Raw genomic sequence first — 20,420 nt, forward strand, 5'->3', positions numbered from 1 at the left:
TGCGGAGGCTGCTGATACCATAGGGGCCAAACTCCGATTTTTCAGGTTTTAGTTGCGATTTTTAAGTGCCATTTTATGTTTTGATGATTTATTTTTGGGAGAAAAGCCCTTATAAATGAATTGAGTGCGCACTCGAACCGATATGAAACCGCTTTATTTTTCGTCGAGAGGAGAGGGAAGCCAACAGTCCGGCAATAAAATTGTTTTGAAAAAAAACATCATTTATGTGAAGGATGTGCGGCTAATGAAAAATTGTAAAAACGCATTTGCGGCGTTCTTGTGCCTGCTTCTTGTGTTCGCTATGCTGCCCGGGATCGGGAACGCGGCCGACATCAAGCTGACGGTGCCCGCTTCCGGAGTAACCGCCAGCGCCGACGACGGCAACGTTCCGGCCAACGTCGTCGACGGAAGCTTGGCGACCCGCTGGTCGGCGAGCGGCGACGGCCAATGGATTCAGCTCGATTTGGGAGCAGCCAAACAAGTCTCGTACATTAAGATGGCTTTTCAAAGCGGATCGACGCGTACGTTTACTTTCGATATTCAAACTTCGGCGAACGGCAGCGCGTTTACGACGGCGCAGAGCGGCGTCGTCAGCAGCTTGAACGACTCGCTGCAAACGTTCGATTTTCCCGATGTCAGCGGCGTGCGCTATGTCCGCATTGTCGGCCATTGCAATTCCGTCAGTTTGTGGAATAGCTACACGGAGATCGAAATTTACGGCAGCGAACCGTCCGGCGTGGTGAACGTATCTACCTCCGCGCAGCTGCAGGATGCGATTAATCACGCGTCCGCCGGAACGACCATCGTGCTTGCGAACGGAACCTATACGCAAAGCAGCGCCTTCGTCGTCAGCGGCAAGAACGGTACCTCCGGCAGCCCGATTACAATCAAAGCGGCGAATCAAGGCCAGGCGATCATCTCGGGAGGCGCGGCTCTGCAAATTTCCAATTCGTCCTACGTAACCGTAGAGGGCCTGAAGTTTACGAACAGCGGCAAAACCGCCGTACTGCTGGACGGCTCCAATCATATCCGGATTACCCGGAACAAGTTCGCGCTGGCGGCTACGGGGGGCGATTTGATCTGGCTTCAAGTCAGCGGCGCTAACAGCAATCATAACCAAATCGACCGCAACGACTTCGGGAACAAGACCGATACCGCTCCGCTTATCACTTATCAGGGGGACGGGAACGGCCATATATCGCAGTATGACGTCATTGAATACAACTATTTTCACGACGTAGGTCCTTGGGTTGACAACGGTAAGGAAACGATTCGCCTCGGGCTGTCGGGCATTTCCCTCTCGGACGGCTTCAACACAATTCAATACAATTTATTCGAGAACACCGACGGCGAGCCGGAGATCGTCTCCGTCAAAAGCAGCAATAATACCGTCCGGTACAATACGTTCAAAACGTCCCAAGGCGGGGTTACTTCCAGACACGGCCATTTTAACAGCTTCTACGGAAACTTCTTCCTCGGCGACGGGACGGAGCCGAAAGAAGACGGCATCCGGATTTACGGCAACGACCATAAAATTTATAACAACTATATGGAGAAGCTGACAGGGAAAGCGATTTTGCTTGACAGCGGCGATTATGACGGAGGATCGAGCGGTCACCCGTCGAATCCTTCCTCGAGCGATTTGGCGGCGCAGTGGAAAATTTACCGCGCGCAAGTAGTCAATAACACGATTGTCGACAGCGCTACGGGCATTATCGTCGGCTCCGGTAAAACGTACGCCCCCCAGGACAGCAGAGTAGCGAATAACATCGTGCGAAATTCGGGCGGAACGCTCTACAATGAGGCGGCTACGACGAATACGGTGTTTGAAGGCAATATCGGCTACGGCAGCACGCTGAACAATAAGTCGCGGACATCGGCCGAAATTTGGAACACCAACCCGCTGTTTACGACGGTCAACGGATTGCAGAAGCTGTCTTCCAGCAGCCCGGCGATCGATTATGCGAAAGGAACGTATTCATTCGTTACGACGGATATGGACGGGGAAACTCGTTCCGTCAATGATGCGGGCGCAGACGAGCGCTCAAGCGCAACGTCGTTTGCCAATCATCCGCTGACTGCGGCGGAGGTGGGACCGAGCGCTCCGTAAGGCGGTAACTGCGGGCATGCTGCTCTTTTTGCAGCATGCCTGTCTTGCCGTCGTAACGGCAATATGCGAGAGGGGCGGCATACGGCAGCGCCGATACGGCTCCAAATGCCATAACCGGAGGGATGCCGGGGAGAGAAGCCCCGCTTTCTTACGCCGGACCCATGTAAACGAACAACGGGAGAAAATGGGGGATTACGATGTTATCTACAGAACGTAAGCAAGAAACGGTATTGCATTATCTGAAGCCGGCTGCCAAATGGCTGCAGGCTCTCCCGGTAGGGAGCGGGCGGATCGGGGCTATGGTGCACGGAGAAATCAACCGTGAAGTCATTCAGCTGAATGAAGATACCGTCTGGGCGCGGGGACCGGTAAATCGCAATAATCCGGATTCTTTGGCCGCGATGGAGGAGATCCGGCGGCTGTTGTCGGAAGGCAGGCTGGAAGAAGCTCATGACCTGGCCGATATGGGAATGATGGGCGTGTCGCGGCGTCAGCCGCCGTACCAAACGTTGGGCGAGCTGAATCTGTTTTTTCCCGGTCATCGGGGCAGCGATGCCGCGGAGTATCGCCGGGAGCTTGATTTGGAAACCGGCATCGTCAAGATCAGTTACCGTTTGGGAGACACCGTCTACACCCGGGAGATATTCGCCAGCGCGGCCGATCAGGCATTGATCGTGAGGCTGACGGCGGACCGTCCGAACCGGCTCCGCTTCGGAGCCAATTTGTCCCGCAAGTTCGACTCCGTAACGGAAATGAAAGGAACGGATACGGTTAGCCTGGACGGTCAATGCGGAGCTTGGGGCACCCGGTTTCACGTGATGCTGAAAGCGATAGCGGAGGGAGGGACCAGCCGCTCGCTGGGCGATCATATCGTCGTGGAAGGGGCGGATGCCGCTACTTTGGTGCTGACGGTGTCCACCGATTTCCGCTATCCGGATTACCGGGAGCGCTGTCGTGAGGAGCTGATTCAAGCGGCAGGCATTCCGTACGCTCGCTTAAGGGAGCGGCATACGGACGAATACCGTCCTTGGTTCGACCGGATGCGGCTGTCGCTTTCCGCCGGGACGGAGGCGGACGATGAGCTTCGCCGTCTTCCGACCGATGAGCGGCTCGCCCGCGTGAAAAACGGCGAGGCAGACATCGGGCTCATCGAGCTTTACTTTCATTTCGGCCGATACCTGCTGATTGCCAGCAGCCGTCCCGGCACGATTGCGGCGAATTTGCAGGGGATCTGGAACGACAGCTACGTCCCTTCCTGGGACTCGAAATATACGATTAACATCAACATTCAAATGAACTATTGGCCTGCGGAAGTATGCAATTTGGCCGAGCTGCACGTCCCGCTGTTCGACCGTTTGAATGCGATGCTGCCTAACGGGCGCGAGACGGCGCGCATCCAGTACGGCGCGCGAGGCTTTATGTGCCATCATAATACCGACTTGTGGGGAGATACCGCGCCGACCGATTTTGCGCGGGCAGGGCTATGGCAGATGGGTGCGGCCTGGCTGTGCTATCATTTGTGGGAGCATTACCTGTACAGCCAGGATCGGGCGTTTTTGGCCGAGCGGGCGTATCCATTAATGAAGGAAGCCGGGTTATTCGTATTGGATTTTCTGCTGGAGGATGACGAAGGGCGGCTGCATATCGGACCGACCGTATCGCCGGAGAACAGCTATCGGCTGCCGAACGGTCAGGTCGGAAGAATATGCATGGACCCCGCGATGGATGTCCAGATCGCCAGGGGCTTGTTCGAGCGCTGCGCCGCCGCCGCGGATATTCTTCAGGCGGACGAAGAGCTGCGGAGCGAATGGCGGGCGGCGGGCGGCAAGCTGCCGGAACCGAAGATCGGCCGCTTCGGACAATTGCAGGAATGGGACGAGGATTATGAGGAAGCCGATCCCGGCCATCGCCATGTGTCGCATCTGTTCGGCGTATTTCCGGATCATCAGCTGCTGCGCGACGAGCGGTGGTCCCGCGCGGCCAGGAGCTCTCTGGAGAGGCGGCTGGAATACGGCGGAGGCGGGACAGGCTGGAGTCTGGCGTGGATCGTCAGTCTCTGGGCGCGCTTGCTCGAAGGCGACAAGGCGAATGAGATGCTGGAGAAGCTGCTGCGCGTGAGCACCGCGGACAATTTGCTGGATTTGCATCCGCCGCAAATATTTCAAATCGACGGCAACCTGGGCGCCGTCGCAGGCATCGCGGAGCTGCTGCTGCAGTCGCATGAAGGCGCCGTCCGATTGCTTCCGGCGCTGCCCTCTTCCTGGCCGGAGGGCCATGCGAAGGGGCTGCGCGCCCGGGGCGGCTTTGAGGTTTCCTTGCAGTGGCAGGCCGGAAGTCTTAAGCAGGCGGAGATCGTATCGCAGTCGGGCTCCGTCTGCAAGCTGATCGCCCCTGCGCGGCTAGAGCTGGAGATTAGGCACGGCGGCATTGCCATAGCGTCGACCGTCTCGGGCGAAGCCGAATTTCCGACCGTGCCGGGCGCCGTTTATGAAATTAGCGTGCGCTAATCTCGGCTACGCCGGCTATAGTCTTTCACTTCATTCGGTAACCCCCGTCAATAACGTATAATCGATAACCGTCCGCCGTCCGAAACTTTTCGGGCGGTTTTTTCTGCTCGTAAGCAGGGGAGGAATCTGAATTTTACCGAAATATCCCAGGAGCGTCTGGACAATTGGTTTTAAGAGCGATACGCTAGAGGAAGACGCAAGGAGGGATTGGATGTATGAGGCTTTCAAGGGGGATCTTTCGTAAAAACGTATTTCGCAAACATCTCGCGCTGTTCCTGATTACGATTCTTGTTCCTACCTGCTTATTTCTAGGCGTATATATGTACGGTTATGCCAATAATGTTAAGGAATCGATCGTAAGCGCTTCCAACAATGATATGGACCGGGTTTCAAGAAATTTGGACATATTTTTCGAAAATACGGACCGGATCGCGCTGCAAGCCTCGCTCAACCCCTCTATCGTGGAAATGCTGAACCGTCCGTTTGAGAAATCGGCCTATGATTTTTTCGTTGTCAAGGAGCTGCTGAGGGGATGGACTTCGTACAATTCTTTATTTCAATCGGTGTATATTCACATTTTGCAAAATAACAAAGTGCTGACCACCAATGAAGGCTTGTACAGCCTAAACGATTTTTACGATGCGGCCTTTATTCATGAGATGGACCGTCTCGGGCGAAGCCGTTACGCCGTATGGACCGGAGTTCGAAGATTTCACGAGAGCACGGGGGTAAATACGGTCGATTCGGACGTTCTCACTTTCGTAAGAATCGTTCCCGTCACGGAGCAAACGCCGCTCGGCGTCCTATACATCAATTTCAACAAGGATGTTTTTTTGCAAACGATTGAGCATTTGTCGCCGGATAGCTTGGGGAATATTGTCGTCATCGACCCTCAAAACCGGCTTGCCTCGGGACCCGTAGACGGTCTGGACGCCGAAGCGGTCGCGCGCGAGCTGCAGCCCGGTCAAACGCGAACGGATGTCCTCGGACACGGCCCGAACAAATATTTCATTACGGCCAGCAAGAGCGCGGTTAACGGTTGGACGCTGCTTAATCTTACGCCCTACGAAGCGTACAGCGGGCAAATGTCGCATATTTTGCTGAAAGTCTCAGGCATCTTCGCAGCCGTGCTTGCGCTCGGAATCGGACTGGCTTATTTGTTCGCATCCATCCTCTACGGCCCTTGGAGACGGGTGGAAGAGCGGCTGCAGGGCTATGTGCTGAAAACATTCGAAGCCTCCAAAGGCGATGTGTATGCGGTCGTCGATCATGCGATTCATAATCTGATCGATACGATCCGCCATAACGAGCCGGTGCTGCGGGATCATCTGGTGCGCGATCTGTTCCACTATCCGCATCCGCAGGACGATCGGACGCTACGGGACCGGTTCGCCGAATGGGGCGTGCCTTTCGAGCATCCGTATTTTATCGTTATTGTCATCTCCGGGGAGCTGAGGATCGCCGACAGGGAGAACGAATCCAGGTATAATCTGGTTTTGTACAGCTTGGCCGAGGAACTGCTCAACACCCGGTTTCAGGCGGCGGGCAGCGTGCTCGGTAAAGTCCAATTCGCGTTTTTGCTTAACACGGAACGCAGCGAGCTTCAGGAGGAGACGATTCATGATCTGGAGGCCTGCTGTCAAGACATCGTCACGAAGGCGAGGGAGCATCTCGATGTTTCGATGCATTTTTGCATCGGAGGCGTCAGACCTCTTCATCGCGTGCACGAGGCTTACGAGCAGGCAAGGCGGGTTATGGCTTACAAAGCTTTTCTGTCGCATTCCGGCATCTTTTATGCGAATGAATGGAACGAGCCTCAGCAGTTCGAATATCCGGCTTCTTACCAGAAGCTTCTGCTCAATACGCTAATGACCGGAAACCGGGAACAGGCGGAGGAGCTTATATCCGATTTGTTTCACCGTTACATTCATAACAGCCGGTATCCGCTTCCCAAGCTGCAGCAGATGCTCGTTATGCTGATGAGCCATATCATGAGCTCGCTTGCTCAAGAAGGGTATGACATCGGTCCGCTGGTCGACGAAGCGGGGCTGCTGAACCTGCAAACCAGCGGCAACAGTCTCGAGCTGCAGGCGTTTATCAGCAATCAGCTGAAATCGGTGATGGATTATTTGGAAGCGGTGCGCGAACAGCGTCAGATCAGCCCTTATATCCGTCAGGCTTTGACCTATATCGAAGGGAAATACAAGGAAAATATTTCGATCTCCGACATTGCGGCGGCGATCGGCATCAGCAGCGGGCATTTGAGCCGGCTCTTCAAGGCCGAGGTGGGCAAGCCTCCGCTCGAATATTTGACCGAGTACCGGCTGGAGCAGGGCAAGCAGCTGCTCGTCGATTCCGCGCAATCTCTGAATCAAATCAGCGAAGCGATCGGCTACAACGATGTGCATACGTTCATCCGCTTTTTTAAGAAATATGAAGGTACGACCCCGGGAGAATACCGGAAACAGTGGATGTAGCCTTTTTGATGCGCCATGTTGAGTTTATGATATCCCACGATACCGCGCTATTTTCTCCATCCGGATCAAAGAGTGGACATTTACGGCAGCCCCGTGCCCCGGTGTATGATGGAGCCGTAAACACATCATCTGACGTAAAGGAGGAAATGGCTATGCATCATACCGCCGTTATGCGCGAATCGAAGCGGAACCGAACTCGTCTTCTGTTTCGCCATAACTGGAATGAGCTCCGCAAGCACAAATATTATTTCGTGCTGCTTTTGCCGGGGCTTCTTTATTTTCTGTTATTTCATTATTGGCCGATGGCCGGAGTTGCAATCGCTTTCAAGGATTTCCGGCTGCTGGACGGCATGATGGGCAGCCCTTGGGCGGGGCTGAAATGGTTTCGGATTTTGCTGGATTCTCCGGATTTTTGGATCTCGTTGAAAAATACGGCCGTTATCAGCTTGTACAAACTGCTGTTCAATTTTCCGGCGCCGGTCGTGCTCGCCCTGCTGCTGAACGAGGTATACCGGGCCGCTTTCAAGCGGGTTGTTCAGACGATCGTCTATTTCCCGCATTTTTTATCCTGGGTCATTCTCGGCGGCATTCTGGTCTCCTTATTTTCGAACAATACGGGAGTAACCGCGATGATCGGGCTGGCGACATCGCCTCTTATGGACCCGGCCAAGTTTCGCGGGCTTCTGGTTCTAACGGAAATGTGGAAGGAAATCGGTTGGGGAACCATCATTTATTTGGCGGCCATTTCCGGCATTAATCCGGAGCTCTATGAAGCGGCGCGAATGGACGGCGCAAACCGGTATCAGCTTATACGGCATATTACGATCCCGTCCATTGCGAGTACGATCGTCATTATGCTTATCCTGAGAACCGGGCAAATTTTACATGTCGGCTTCGACCAAATCTACGTGCTTTACAACCCGCTTGTATTTGATGTGGCGGATGTGCTGGATACCTACGTGTATCGGGTAGGCATTACGATGGGACGCTATTCGTTCGCGACGGCGGCAGGCTTGTTCCAATCGCTGGTCGGCTTATTGCTGCTGCTGCTGACGAATTCGGCGGCCAAAAAAATGGGGGAACGCGGAATATGGTGAGATGCCTATGAAAAAAAGCGCTGCATCCAGATTATTCGATTCGGGAAATGCGGCATTCCTCTCGCTGCTTAGCGTAATTTCGATTTATCCGTTATGGCGGGAAATTTCGTTATCGCTCAGTTCACGCGATGAGGCGATGCGGGGCGGATTGTTTCTGTGGCCGCGGGAATTTACTTGGAGCGCTTATTCCCATATTATGGATTCGGGCTTTATCGGGCTTGCCTACACGAATACGATCTTTATTACAGCCGTCGGCACGGCGCTGCATTTACTCGTCACCTCGAGCGCCGCCTACGCTCTTGCCAAACGGACGCTGCCGTGGAAAAACGCCTTTCTCTTGCTAATCGTCTTCACGATGATATTTAGCGGCGGCTTGATCCCAACTTATATGGCGGTCAAACAATTGGGCCTAGTAAACTCGCTGTGGGCGATCATCGCGCTAAATCTGTCATCCGGCTTCAACCTGATCATCATGCTAAATTTTATCCGGGCGATTCCGGAGGAAATGGAAGAGTCGGCCATGATCGACGGGGCGAACCCGATCCGGATCTACGCCTCGATCATACTGCCGCTTTGCAAGCCGGTGCTGGCCACATTGGCCTTATGGGTCGCCGTTTCGCTGTGGAACAATTTCTTTCAAGCGATCATTTATTTGAACGATCAGTCGCTTACGACCTTGCCGCTCCTGCTTAGACAAATCGTCGCCGGACAGGAGATCGCTCAGCAGCTGGGCCAGCTCGACGATACGACGACGGAATCGGTCATTGCCGCGACGATCGTCGTGTCCATCCTGCCTATTGTGGCCGTCTATCCGTTTCTGCAGCGTTATTTTACGAAAGGCGTTATGCTGGGCTCGGTAAAATCGTGAAGCGTCAAGGACATTTTCAAATCGTACGATATAAGGGAGGTCTTTCGATGAAACCACAAAAACGGCTGTTGGCCGTTACCGGTATTACTGCATTGGCATTGGCGCTGGCCGCGTGCAGCGGCAAAGACGCCGCTACGGCTCCCGCCGACTCGGCCCCCGATAAGGGGGACAAACCGGTTACGCTGCAATTTTTGCGCAACGGAGGCTTTCCGGAGTTTCCGGCCGACGGCGGCGAGGCCAGGCAGGAAATCCTGAAGGCTCTGGATAAGGCGGGAATCAAGGGGATCGACTACAAGGTGACGATCGCGGCGGGAGACGAGTATACGACCAAGCTGAACCTGCTCGCTTCTTCAGGCGAGCTGCCCGACTATTTCGATATCGATGCGAAGACGTTATCCCGGTTCATTGAGCAGGGACTCGTGAAGCCGATCGACGAGTATTTGAAACAAACGCCCAACTTGGTCAAATCGATTCCGAAGCCGTATTGGGATCAGGTGACTTACGACGGCAAAATTTACGCCGTACCGAACGGCACACGTCCGGAAGCGTTCAATACGCCGAGCGTGACCTCCATTCTCGTCCGGCAGGATTGGCTCGACAATTTGAATCTGAAGCAGCCGACGACGATCGGCGAACTGCATGATGTCCTGAAAGCGTTCGTCACGCAGGACCCGGATAAGAACGGCAAAAACGACACGGTCGGTTTCGGAGCAACGAAGACGATCCAGACGAACCAGGCGCTTTTGACGCAGTTCCGGTCGATCTTCGGGGCATTCGGCATTGCGCCGACCCATTGGATGGAGAGCGGCGGCCAAATCAAAAAGGGCATGGTGCTGCCGGAGACGAAGCAAGCGCTTGCCGTTCTGCAACAGTGGTATAAGGAGGGGTTGATCGACCCCGACTTTCCGGTGATGGAGAGAAAGCAGCTGGAGGAGAAAATCGTCGGTTCCAAGGTAGGCGTATGGGAAGACGACGGGTATTTGGTTAACCCGCAGGCGAATCCGGTTGCCGGCTCGCTGGTTAAGGCGACGCCGTCAGCCAAGCTGTCGCTGATCGCGCCGCCCAAAGGACCGGACGGAAAGCAGGGCTTCCCGGAGACGAACGCGGCTGCGTCGGCTCCGCTTCGGGCGATGTCCGCCAAGGCGCAAAATCCGGAGAAGCTGTTCCAATTTCTTGAATGGATGGCTTCGGATACGGAGAACGGCGGTTTCAACTATGTCACTTACGGGATCGAGGGCAAAGACTTTACCTTCGACAAGGCGAGCAATACGATTACGCAAACGGTCAGCTATGCCGATTTGTACAAGCGGGGCTACTCCAATCCGATTCGGATGGTATTTATTATCGACAGGCGCTGGACGACGCCGGAGGTGCGCTCGGCGCTTGAACTGGCCGGCAAATATGTGATCCCGAACCAGCTTTGGCGAACGGTGCAGGCGGAGCTCGATTATCCGGACCTTGAAGCGAAGCTGTGGCCGGAATACCTGATCAAGATCATTACGGGCGTATGGCCGGTAGAAAAGTATGACGAGTTCGTGCAAAAGTATTATCAACAGGGCGGGCAGCAGATCGAGAAGCAGGCGAACGAAGAGTGGAAAAAGCTGAAAAAATAAACGGAGAGGGGATCGTTACATTGCAGCAGCGGCGACCTAATATTTTGCTGATAACCGTCGATCAGATGCGTTGGGACTGCCTGAGCGTTATGGGGCATCCGGTCGTGGAGACTCCGAACCTGGATAGTATGGCCCGTTCCGGTGTATTGTTTCGCAGCGCCTATTCGGCGACGCCGACCTGCGTCCCGGCCCGGGCGGCTATCTTCACCGGTATGAGTCAGCGCTCGCACGGACGGGTCGGTTATCAGGACGGTGTTCCGTGGAAATACGAGCATACGCTTCCCGGAGAGCTTGCGAAGGCCGGGTACCACACGCAATGCGTCGGCAAGATGCATGTGTATCCGACCCGCAGCTTGTGCGGCTTCCATCATGTGGCGCTTCATGACGGGTATTTTCATTACTACCGCGACAAGCATATTACGACGGCGAACCGGCATTTTGACGAATGCGACGATTATTTGCGGTGGCTTCGCGAATCGGCGGGAATGGGCCGCGATATTACCGAGCTCGGCCTCGATTGCAACGCTTCTACGGTCGGCAGGCCGTGGCATCTGCCCGAGCATCTTCATCCGACGAATTGGGCGGTAACCGAGTCGATCGACTTTTTGCGGCGGAGGGACCCCGGCATGCCGTTCTTTCTATGGACATCCTTCGTACGCCCGCATTCGCCGCTCGATCCGCCGCAAGCTTACTTCGATATGTATAAAGATGCCGACATGCCGGAGCCTCCTGTAGGGGATTGGGTAAGTCCGGAAATGGAGGCGGGAGGCTCCAGCGATCCGACGACGATCTTCGGCATCGTGCCCCGGCGCAGATTGAACCGTGCGCGCGCAGCCTACTACGGCTTGATCACGCATATTGACGATCAGATCGGGAGGCTCGTTAACGCGCTTCAGGAATACGGAGTGCTTCGCGATACGCTAATCGTGTTTACATCGGATCACGGGGACATGCTCGGCGATCATCATTTCTTCCGCAAAGCGCTTCCTTATGAGGGAAGCGCGAAAATTCCGTTTATTGTGTACGATCCGGGAGGCAGTTTGGGCCTGCGCCAAGGCGGGCAGGTCGACGAGGTGATCGAGCTGCGCGATCTGATGCCGACGATGCTGGACGCCGCCGGCGCGCCCGTTCCGCAATCCGTCGAAGGGAGCAGCGTGCTGCCTCTCTGCCGCCGGGAAGCGGCGCCATGGCGGAAGTACATTCATGGGGAGCATGCATTCGGGAGTTTGTCCAACCATTATGTAACGGACGGGCGCGAGAAATATATTTGGTACTCCCAGACCAGCGAGGAGCAGCTGTTCGATTTGCGCAGCGATGCGCAAGAGACCGCTAATTTGGCTGCCCGCCCTGAAGGCAAGGAACGGATCGGCATTTGGCGGGAACGTCTCGTCGCGGAGCTTGAGGGCCGCGAGGAAGGATACGTCGAACAAGGGAAGCTTGCTGCAGGCCGAAAGCCGCGGGCTTGCTTAAGCCATATTTTGCAATAAGTCGATAGACTTGACTAAACGGGCTGCCCCCTTCGCGGGCGGCCTGTTTTTTGACCTCAGCGGAAACCATCTCTGAACACGGCTTGGACAACTGTGAAAGGACGTCCAGCGGCGTTTTTCTCAAAGCTCACCGGGGATTTGGATCTGGCATGGCTGCGAGCTTGGCGCGCCTTTATGCATGATAACGGCGGCGCGGACAAATAATGATACTAGACACCAATAGATATTCGAGGGGTGTTTTCGTGAAAGGCTCAGGCCAAAAGCTATCCATTTTCGCCCTCGGAGGCGTAAATGAAATCGGTAAAAACATGTACGTCGTGCAGTACGGCAAAGATATCGTCGTAATCGATTGCGGATCGAAGTTTCCCGACGAAAGTTTATTGGGAATCGATCTCATCATTCCCGATATTTCTTATTTGATGCAAAATCGCGATAAAGTGCGGGCGTTGATCATTACCCACGGTCACGAGGATCATATCGGCGGTTTGCCTTATGTTTTGAAACAAATGAATATGCCGGTCTACGGCACGCGGCTGACTCTGGGGCTCATCGAAGCGAAATTAAGGGAGGCTCGTCTGCTTGGGCAAACGAAGCTGATTCCGATCGACTCGGATTCCCGGCTGGAGCTGGGCTCGATCACGGCTGCATTTTTCAAAACCAATCACAGCATCCCCGACTGCCTCGGCATCGCTTTCGAGACTCCGGAAGGAACGGTCGTTCATACCGGAGATTTCAAATTCGACCTGACCCCCGTCAACGAACAGTACGCGGACATTCACAAGATGGCGGATATCGGCAAAAACGGCGTGTTGGCGCTGCTGTCGGAGAGCACCAATGCCGAGCGTCCCGGCTTCACGCCGTCCGAACGCAATGTCGGAGAGCATATTTTGGAGGCCTTCCGCAAGGCGCGCCAGAAAATATTTTTCTCCACCTTCGCATCGAACGTTCATCGGCTGCAGCAGGTCATCGACGCGGCCGCTGCAACCCGGCGCAAGATTGCCCTGCTCGGCAGAGGAATGGAAAACGTCGTCGCCATCGCCGCGGAGCTCGGGTATATTCGCATACCCGAAGGCATGATGGTAAAGCCGGAAGAAGTAAACGGGCTGCCTCCCGGCCGGATCGCCGTCCTGTGCACGGGAAGCCAAGGCGAGCCGATGTCCGCTTTGTCGCGGCTGGCCGGCTCCATGCACCGTCAGGTTGCGATTTTGCCCGGAGATACAGTAATTCTCTCCGCTACGCCGATCCCGGGCAATGAACGCAGCGTGGCGCGCATGGTAGATAACTTGTACCGGCTCGGAGCGGAGGTCATCTACGGTTCAGGAACGGTGACGGGTATGCACGTGTCCGGGCATGCCAGCCAGGAAGAGCTTAAGCTGATGCTTACGCTGATGAAGCCCAAATACTTTATCCCGATTCACGGCGAGTTTCGGATGCTTCACCTGCACGGCCGATTGGCCGAAACGGTAGGGGTCGACCCCGGTCATATTTTTATCGTGGGCAACGGAGATGTTGTCGACATCGAGAACGGAACCGCGGTGCAAGCCCGTAAAGTTCAAGCCGGAAACACCCTGGTGGACGGCTGGGGCATTGGCGACGTCGGCAGCATCGTGCTGCGGGACCGGAAGCATTTGTCCGAAGACGGCATGCTGGTCGTGGTCGTTACGCTGAGCAGGACCGAGGGGCAGATCGTATCCGGGCCGGATATTATTTCGCGCGGCTTCGTCTACGTCCGCGAATCCGAATCGCTGCTGGAAGAAGCCAACCGGCTTGTAGCCGAAACGATCGCGCGGCTGCAAGCGGAAAATGTTTATCAATGGAGCGCGCTCAAAATCGGCGTCAAAGACGTGTTAGGACGCTACCTGTATGAAAGTACCGGGCGCAAGCCCGTTATTTTGCCGATCATAATGGAAATATAACGGCGACGGAAAAGTGATGCGGCAGATGCTCCCGTTGCCATCAGGGTCGGCCCGGCAGGAGGAAGTTAGATTTATTGGAGGGAGGTGCGACAGCATGAGTTTAGAAGACCGCGTTGTAACTGCGCTGGAAGAAGTGATCGATCCTGAAATAGGCGTCAACATTGTCGATCTCGGGCTTGTCTACGATGTGTCCGTTAGCGAAGCCGGAAAGGCGTCCATCCGAATGACGTTGACGATTCCGGAATGCCCTTTGGCCGATACGATCGTCTCCGATGTGGAGAAGGCGGCGGGGCAGGTGCCCGGAGTCAATGAGGTCGACGTCAAGCTGGTTTGGGAACCCAAGTGGACCCCGGCCAAAATGAACGATCAGGCGCGGGAAGAGATCCGGGCGCGACAGACGTTGTCCTAGCCCGTGCATGATTCAATCGGACTTGTATATCCTAAGGGCGTAGAATTTCATTCTGCAACCCGATTCGTACGGAGGTGAAGCCAAGTGGCCAAAGGAATGAAGAAGAACGAAGGAAACAAATACAATACCAATCCGAATTATGCGGATCAAGTATTGAAAAACCATGAAACGCAGCCGGCCCAAAACAGCCCGCGTGAAAGCGACGATACACTTCGCCATCGTTAAATCCGACATCGGCATGTTCGACAAGGTTAAGGCAGCTTATTCATTCGGCTGCCTTAACCTTTTATTCGTAGGAGCGTCCGCCTTCGCATATAGAAAAAAAGACCGCTTCGGGCGCTCCATGCGCCAAAAGCGATCCGGTTAGCGAAGCGGTTATTGATACATTCTGCCGCTTGGATACGCCGGCATGCCGGACGGATTGTATTCGGAATATCCGCCTAAGGCCATTTGCTGACTTTCCAGCTGTCTGCAAATTTGCGCTACTTGCTGCAGCTGCTGCATGGCGAGCTGATGCCCGTGCAGAGCGGTCTGGATCATATGGACGGCCTGCCGCTCCCGCTGCGCCAATTGCTCCAGATGGAGCGCGTTTTGCTGCTCTTGCTGCAAGAGCTGCTGATACATTTGGCTCGCTTGCTGGGTTTGGCTCATCAACTGCTGGATCATTTGCTCGCATTGGTTAATCTGATTGGACATCGCTGTGTGCATGTACGATAGGCTCCTTTATATCTATGGTTTGCAGTGCGCCTTTATTGTGGGTTAAACCGCACGGCAATATTCATTATCCTGAATAAGGAAACCCGCTTGACTCAGATTGTTCAGGGCGATGACTGACATGGACTGCTATTCGACCTTGGCGCCGAACGAGCGTAAAAACGCGATCGCCTGTCCCGCATCCATCCGCGCTCCCTTGACATCAAGCGATTTGAAGTCGACCCCGTCCATAACGGCGCCGCGCAAATCAGCCCCCTGGATACGCGCTTTGCCCAGCTGGGCCCGCGTCAAGTCGGCCGACCGGAGATCGGATTTCTCCAGACTGCATTCATATAAATCCGCCTCGACAAAACGGATTTCGCGCAAATCCTGCTTACCGAGACGAGCATGGCGCAAATTCGTATATGACCAGTCCCCGCGAACGATCGTAATGCCGTCCATCGTACATTCCGAAAAATCGGAGCCGACCATTTTGCATTCCTCCAGCTTGGCCGCAAACAGGTTCGCGCCGCGAAATCGGCAATTGGTGAAGGCGGTGCCTTTGTGGACCGACCCGTTCAACTGAGCGCCGCTAAAATCGCAGTCGATGAATTGGCATCCTGTCGTCCATATTTCCTCCAAATAAGTCCCGCGAAACCGGCAGCGCTGAAACAGGCAATGGGTTAATTCGCCGCCGCGCAAATCTTTTTGACTGAAATCTACCTCGTCGTACTGCTGATCTATGTAAGAAAACATAGGAACTCTCCTTTATTTTGACTGTCTTCCTTTCTCATTATGCGCGCTGGTCAGAGCCGGTTGCAAGGACGAATTCATTTCGGGGCGGCTTGAAGCTTCGACCTAGCTGGTTAAACGCCTGTTTAAATTGAGCAGGGCTATAATCACTAACTATGAAGCTTTTTTTGCATAACTTATAGTAATAGCGTCTGCTGCGGCAGACGACAAAAGGGAGAGATGCAACATGGCCAAAGGATTTGACTGCGCAACACCGCTTACGGCGAACACAGCTGCGGCGTTTGAGCGGGACGGGTACGTTTTTGTCGCCCGCTACCTCGTTCCGAGCAGTTGGAAAGCTTTGACCCGGCAAGAGGTCGATACGATCAGCAATGCCGGATTGCAGATCGTCTCCGTCTATGAAACGACGGCGGACCGGGCCTTGGGCGGAAGAGCGGCGGGATTGTACGACGGCGCGTCGGCGCTGGCCTTGGCGGGGCAAATGGGGCAGCCGCCGGGAAGCACGATCTATTTCGCGGTCGACTTCGATGCCTCGTCCGCTCAGATGAGCTCGGTCATCAGCTATATTCGCGCAGCAAGCGAAGCGACGCCTGGGTACAATACCGGGGTATACGGTTCTTATTCCGTAGTTGAAGCGGTAATGGCGGCAGGAGCCTGTTCGCGCGCATGGCAAACGTATGCTTGGAGCGGAGGCAAAAAATCGGCGAGAGCGAACATCTATCAATACCAAAACGATATTACGGTAAACGGCATCGCCGTCGATCTGAACGAATCTTATGGACAAGAGGGCTGGTGGAACTCAGCCGGGGCCAATGTTTCTCTCAGCGTAAGCGACGCGAATAAGCTGATCGAATTTATGAAGGCCGGGTATTTCGCGGCGAACGACGAGGCCGGCAAGGAGGAGTTTCACCGTCTGGCCAACGAACTGCGCAAAGCCTCGGGACAGCCGGAGGAGTAGGCGCGAGTCTGTCCCGCCGGGTACGCCAAATATGCCTCGTCCGCTCAAGGAGAGCAGGCGGGGCTGTTATAAGATCGCCGTCGCCATACGGCGGCGCTTGGACGCGGCTTCATCGCGGCAGGACACGGCGTTCGATGGCGTTGACGATGGCCAATAAAATACCGGTCAAAAAGGCGGCTTGCGGTAGCGGCCGCTTCCTTCCGAACGCACCTGCTTCTTCCCGACGAACGCCATCACCGTCACGGAGAAGGCGATAAGCAGAACGGATTCGAATACCGAGATATGGCCGTCGTTAGCCCACATCAAGGTGAGAAAGAGCAAGATCCACATGTTGACGTAAATATATTCATACAATAATCTCGGCATGCATCCACCCTCATTTCATTGTCTTTTCCATAGGCTCCGATGAGTGGGTTGAATTAATACTACTATAATTTTATAAAAATCCGGAGCAAATTTCAAAGGAAAAAGCAGCAATTTGTCGTATGCTGCGGCGACAGTTCTCCAGCCTTTTATATTATATGACCCGATTGCAAACGTTGGAACTCTCTGTAGAAAAATAGGACAGCCCGCCCGAGCAAGGTCGGTTGAGAGGGTTTACAGATAGAAGCCGGGATGTTACGATGAATCTGTTAATAAATTGTTAAGACAATTATTGAAATGAAAACAACGTCTTGCTATTTTAATCGGGAGTCGTTTATACGGTGCGGAGGTTGTCATGGAGATTTGGAAACGAAATTTATGGCTCCTATGGGTAGGATGCTTTATTACATCGGCAAGCTTTTCCATGGTTATCCCCTTTTTGCCGTTGTTCTTATTACATATCGGAGTAAGCGAGAATATCGAAATGTGGTCGGGACTGTTATTCAGCTCGGCCTTTTTTGCCGGCGCTATTTCTTCGCCTTACTGGGGCGCGCTGGGAGATAAATACGGGCGCAAGCCGATGATTATTCGCGCGGGCTTCGTCCTGTGCGTCATTTACTTGCTGACGAGCATGGTAACGAGCCCGTATCAGCTGCTTATCCTTCGTTTATTGCAAGGGCTGCTCAGCGGATTTATTCCGGGTTCGATCGCGCTTGTCGGCACGAATACGCCGGAGAAGCATGTGGGTTACGCGCTGTCCATGATGTCCACCTCCACGGCGACGGGGAGTATTATGGGCCCGCTCATGGGCGGCTTGATTTCGAAAATTTTTGACAGCCGCGTCGCCTTCGCCAGCGCGGGAGTGTTCGTGCTGTGCAGTACGCTGCTCGTGCTGTTCTGGGTGAACGAGGAGAAGTTCGTCCCGAGCAAGGACCGGTCGTCGATCATCGCCTCGATGAAAATGGCCGTCAAAAATAAACCGTTCGTGACCGTGCTCGGCTTGACGTTATTGACCCAATTTTCCGTAATGACGATCGAGCCGGTGCTGCCGCTGTACATCGTGCAGATCGGCGGCTCGGCCAAGGACGCCTCGCTCATGGCGGGAATCATCTTCTCGCTGGTCGGGATCGCCAGCATTTTGTTCGCCCCGCGGTGGGGCAAGCTGGCCGATAAGATCGGCTTTCATAAAATTCTCGTTATCGGCCTTTTCGTCGGCGGCCTCGGCAATTTGGCGCAAATTATGTTTCACGGCATTTGGGGCTTCTCGATCGTCCGCTTTATTTACGGGGCGTTCTTCTGCGCCGTCTTCCCGGCCTTGAACGGACTGGTCGTCAGAACGACGCCGGCCGACTTCCGCGGACGCGCCTTCGGCTTGAACCAGACCGCCAGTCAGCTGGGAGGCATGCTGGGGCCGCTCGTCGGCGGAGCGATCAGCGGCGTGTTCTCGATCCACAGCGTCTTCCTCGTCACCGGATTGCTGCTGCTGCTGGCGATGGGCGCCGCTTATTGGTCGAAGGATAAGGAAATGCAGCCTTCTTAGCATGAGGCTTGCCCGGCAGATCTACAATTTCATATCCCGATCGATGAACCCGCGGGACGCGCTGAATAGGTTATGTGAGGCGCTTCCCCGGGTTTTTGTTGTTGCCAAGCGGATTGCCGAAACGAGGCGGGGTATCAACTTAAACGACAGTGCGGCGCGTTTTGCAGGGGTATCGGTTGGGGGCCGCTTTCGGGGTCCGGGAGGCGGCCGTAATACTTTTGCCGTGTACAGCATCGTCTTTTTCGGAGAAAATGGAGCTATCATCGCGAGGGCGATTACAGAAGACGAGGAGTTGAATCATTCATGGCATATCAAGTGATAGACGGAGTGCGGGTGTGGGGGAAGCCGGATGAAGGGGCGCTGGCCCAAGCGCGAACATGCGCGTCTCACGGCAATGTAATACAAGCGCTGCTGATGGCGGATCATCATAAAGGCTACAGCCAGCCTATCGGCGGCGTTGTCGCCTACGACGGTCAAATCTCGCCTTCGGGTGTCGGCTACGATATCGGCTGCGGGAATAAAGCGGTTCGCACGAATTTGCAGGCGGCGGACTTGATGCCGCGCATCGGGCAGGTGATGGACCTGATCGCCAAGCGGGTTTCCTTCGGGATCGGCCGCGCTAACAGCGAGAAGGTCGATCATGAGCTGTTCGACGACCCGGATTGGTCGGTCTATCTGGCGGTCGGCCGTCAGGAGCGCGATAAATTAAAAGCTTTGGCCCGCGAGCAGCTCGGCACGGTCGGCAGCGGCAACCATTACGTCGATTTGTTCGAAGAGGCCGGAACCGGGAGACTGTGGATCGGCAACCATTTCGGCAGCCGCGGGTTCGGCCATAAGACGGCGAGCGGATTTCTCAATTTGGCCGCCGGCCGCGAGTTTCTGGGGCGCGCTCCGGGAGAGAGCATGGATCAGCCGCCGGTGCTGCTCGATATGGGCAGCGAGCTCGGCGATATGTATTACCGGGCGATGAAGCTGGCCGGCAGGTACGCTTATGCGGGAAGAGATTACGTTATTCGTCAGGTGCTGTCCCTGCTCGGGGCTGAGGCCGAGCTGGAGGTGCACAATCATCATAATTACGCCTGGAAAGAGCGGTATCACGGTCGCGAGGCGATTGTCGTCCGCAAGGGAGCGACGCCGTCGGCTCCGGGCCAGCTCGGTTTTATCGGAGGGAGCATGGGCGATATTTCGGTCATCGTGCGCGGCAAGGAGACGGAGGAGAACCGGGATGCCTTTTACAGCACGGTTCACGGCGCGGGCAGAATTATGAGCCGCACGCAGGCTGCGGGCAAAATGAACTGGAAAACCCGCAGCCGCTCTGGCGGCCAGATCTCGCCGGAGCAGATGCAAGCGGCGGTCCGCAGCTTCGGCGTCGAGCTGCGCGGAGCCGGAACCGACGAGAGTCCGTTCGTCTACCGCAAGCTGCAGGAAGTGCTGGATGCCCATGCCGACACGATCGACGTCCTGCATGTGCTCAAGCCGATCGGCGCATGTATGGCCGGAGCCGATGAGTTCGATCCGTATAAGGATTAAGTTTTTCACCCATTTTTGCCCATCTTATTCTATAATTATTGAATAGTAGCTTGTTTTTAAGGGTCCCTGTACAAAAGGGGCTCTTTCATAATGATAGGG

Annotated in this window: 16 protein-coding genes; 13 read left to right on the forward strand and 3 right to left on the reverse strand. The window is 55.0% G+C overall.

Annotated elements, in window-relative coordinates:
• Window positions 1-244 precede the first annotated feature (244 nt).
• The 10 genes from SK3146_RS27995 to SK3146_RS28040 all read left to right on the forward strand — a co-directional run bounded on the left by SK3146_RS27995 (window position 245) and on the right by SK3146_RS28040 (window position 14,709).
• Window positions 245-2,110, forward strand: a complete 1,866-nt coding sequence (locus SK3146_RS27995; protein ID WP_249861854.1) for a chondroitinase-B domain-containing protein — start codon at window positions 245-247, stop codon at window positions 2,108-2,110.
• Window positions 2,111-2,307: 197 nt separating this feature from the next.
• Window positions 2,308-4,617, forward strand: a complete 2,310-nt coding sequence (locus SK3146_RS28000; RefSeq protein WP_249861855.1) for a glycoside hydrolase family 95 protein — start codon at window positions 2,308-2,310, stop codon at window positions 4,615-4,617.
• Between the two features lie 215 nt (window positions 4,618-4,832).
• Window positions 4,833-7,094 (forward strand): helix-turn-helix domain-containing protein, encoded by a 2,262-nt coding sequence (locus SK3146_RS28005; RefSeq protein WP_249861856.1) that lies wholly within the window; start codon window positions 4,833-4,835, stop codon window positions 7,092-7,094.
• Window positions 7,095-7,246: 152 nt separating this feature from the next.
• Window positions 7,247-8,191: an ABC transporter permease gene (locus tag SK3146_RS28010; protein ID WP_249861857.1), complete on the forward strand. Its 945-nt coding sequence runs from the start codon at window positions 7,247-7,249 to the stop codon at window positions 8,189-8,191.
• Window positions 8,192-8,198: 7 nt separating this feature from the next.
• A complete protein-coding gene (locus SK3146_RS28015) occupies window positions 8,199-9,059 on the forward strand; it encodes a carbohydrate ABC transporter permease (protein ID WP_249861858.1) in 861 nt (286 codons plus the stop codon).
• 47 nt (window positions 9,060-9,106) lie between these two features.
• Window positions 9,107-10,672 carry an extracellular solute-binding protein gene (locus SK3146_RS28020; protein ID WP_249861859.1) on the forward strand — a complete coding sequence of 522 codons (1,566 nt, stop codon included), beginning with the start codon at window positions 9,107-9,109 and terminating at the stop codon, window positions 10,670-10,672.
• 65 nt (window positions 10,673-10,737) lie between these two features.
• The gene (locus SK3146_RS28025) at window positions 10,738-12,159 is read left to right on the forward strand and encodes an arylsulfatase (RefSeq protein ID WP_249866466.1); all 1,422 of its coding nucleotides are present in this window, start codon (window positions 10,738-10,740) and stop codon (window positions 12,157-12,159) included.
• 203 nt (window positions 12,160-12,362) lie between these two features.
• Entirely contained in the window at window positions 12,363-14,075 is a 1,713-nt protein-coding gene (locus tag SK3146_RS28030; RefSeq protein ID WP_249861860.1) for a ribonuclease J, read from the forward strand.
• Window positions 14,076-14,169: 94 nt separating this feature from the next.
• The gene (locus SK3146_RS28035; protein ID WP_249861861.1) at window positions 14,170-14,484 is read left to right on the forward strand and encodes a metal-sulfur cluster assembly factor; all 315 of its coding nucleotides are present in this window, start codon (window positions 14,170-14,172) and stop codon (window positions 14,482-14,484) included.
• 84 nt (window positions 14,485-14,568) lie between these two features.
• The gene (locus tag SK3146_RS28040) at window positions 14,569-14,709 is read left to right on the forward strand and encodes a hypothetical protein (RefSeq protein ID WP_249861862.1); all 141 of its coding nucleotides are present in this window, start codon (window positions 14,569-14,571) and stop codon (window positions 14,707-14,709) included.
• Window positions 14,710-14,859: 150 nt separating this feature from the next.
• On the opposite strand, the gene SK3146_RS28045 is transcribed toward SK3146_RS28040, so the two are convergent.
• The gene (locus SK3146_RS28045; protein ID WP_249861863.1) at window positions 14,860-15,192 is read right to left on the reverse strand and encodes a hypothetical protein; all 333 of its coding nucleotides are present in this window, start codon (window positions 15,190-15,192) and stop codon (window positions 14,860-14,862) included.
• 135 nt (window positions 15,193-15,327) lie between these two features.
• Complete coding sequence (locus SK3146_RS28050) at window positions 15,328-15,933, reverse strand: pentapeptide repeat-containing protein (protein ID WP_249861864.1); 606 nt, start codon at window positions 15,931-15,933, stop codon at window positions 15,328-15,330.
• Between the two features lie 223 nt (window positions 15,934-16,156).
• On the opposite strand from SK3146_RS28050, the gene SK3146_RS28055 reads away from it, so the two are divergent.
• Window positions 16,157-16,888, forward strand: coding sequence for a DUF1906 domain-containing protein (locus SK3146_RS28055; protein WP_249861865.1), 732 nt, complete (start codon window positions 16,157-16,159; stop codon window positions 16,886-16,888).
• A 165-nt stretch (window positions 16,889-17,053) separates the two neighbouring features.
• Here SK3146_RS28055 and SK3146_RS28060 read toward each other — a convergent pair whose 3' ends face one another.
• Entirely contained in the window at window positions 17,054-17,254 is a 201-nt protein-coding gene (locus tag SK3146_RS28060; RefSeq protein ID WP_249861866.1) for a hypothetical protein, read from the reverse strand.
• A 352-nt stretch (window positions 17,255-17,606) separates the two neighbouring features.
• On the opposite strand from SK3146_RS28060, the gene SK3146_RS28065 reads away from it, so the two are divergent.
• Both SK3146_RS28065 and SK3146_RS28070 read left to right on the forward strand, forming a co-directional pair.
• On the forward strand, window positions 17,607-18,791 hold the full coding sequence (locus tag SK3146_RS28065) for an MFS transporter (protein WP_249861867.1): 1,185 nt from the start codon (window positions 17,607-17,609) through the stop codon (window positions 18,789-18,791).
• Between the two features lie 303 nt (window positions 18,792-19,094).
• Window positions 19,095-20,321, forward strand: a complete 1,227-nt coding sequence (locus SK3146_RS28070; protein ID WP_249861868.1) for an RtcB family protein — start codon at window positions 19,095-19,097, stop codon at window positions 20,319-20,321.
• Window positions 20,322-20,420: the final 99 nt, after the last annotated feature.

The sequence above is a fragment of the Paenibacillus konkukensis genome (assembly GCF_023523925.1).
GTDB classification, from domain to species: domain Bacteria; phylum Bacillota; class Bacilli; order Paenibacillales; family NBRC-103111; genus Paenibacillus_S; species Paenibacillus_S doosanensis.

Coding starts and splice junctions, on each gene's coding strand:
- SK3146_RS27995 (WP_249861854.1), top strand. CDS start 245: ATGAAAAATTGTAAAAACGCATTTGCGGCGTTCTTGTGCCTGCTTCTT.
- SK3146_RS28000 (WP_249861855.1), top strand. CDS start 2,308: ATGTTATCTACAGAACGTAAGCAAGAAACGGTATTGCATTATCTGAAG.
- SK3146_RS28005 (WP_249861856.1), top strand. CDS start 4,833: ATGAGGCTTTCAAGGGGGATCTTTCGTAAAAACGTATTTCGCAAACAT.
- SK3146_RS28010 (WP_249861857.1), top strand. CDS start 7,247: ATGCATCATACCGCCGTTATGCGCGAATCGAAGCGGAACCGAACTCGT.
- SK3146_RS28015 (WP_249861858.1), top strand. CDS start 8,199: ATGAAAAAAAGCGCTGCATCCAGATTATTCGATTCGGGAAATGCGGCA.
- SK3146_RS28020 (WP_249861859.1), top strand. CDS start 9,107: ATGAAACCACAAAAACGGCTGTTGGCCGTTACCGGTATTACTGCATTG.
- SK3146_RS28025 (WP_249866466.1), top strand. CDS start 10,738: ATGCGTTGGGACTGCCTGAGCGTTATGGGGCATCCGGTCGTGGAGACT.
- SK3146_RS28030 (WP_249861860.1), top strand. CDS start 12,363: ATGATACTAGACACCAATAGATATTCGAGGGGTGTTTTCGTGAAAGGC.
- SK3146_RS28035 (WP_249861861.1), top strand. CDS start 14,170: ATGAGTTTAGAAGACCGCGTTGTAACTGCGCTGGAAGAAGTGATCGAT.
- SK3146_RS28045 (WP_249861863.1), bottom strand. CDS start 15,192: ATGCACACAGCGATGTCCAATCAGATTAACCAATGCGAGCAAATGATC.
- SK3146_RS28050 (WP_249861864.1), bottom strand. CDS start 15,933: ATGTTTTCTTACATAGATCAGCAGTACGACGAGGTAGATTTCAGTCAA.
- SK3146_RS28055 (WP_249861865.1), top strand. CDS start 16,157: ATGGCCAAAGGATTTGACTGCGCAACACCGCTTACGGCGAACACAGCT.
- SK3146_RS28060 (WP_249861866.1), bottom strand. CDS start 17,254: ATGCCGAGATTATTGTATGAATATATTTACGTCAACATGTGGATCTTG.
- SK3146_RS28065 (WP_249861867.1), top strand. CDS start 17,607: ATGGAGATTTGGAAACGAAATTTATGGCTCCTATGGGTAGGATGCTTT.
- SK3146_RS28070 (WP_249861868.1), top strand. CDS start 19,095: ATGGCATATCAAGTGATAGACGGAGTGCGGGTGTGGGGGAAGCCGGAT.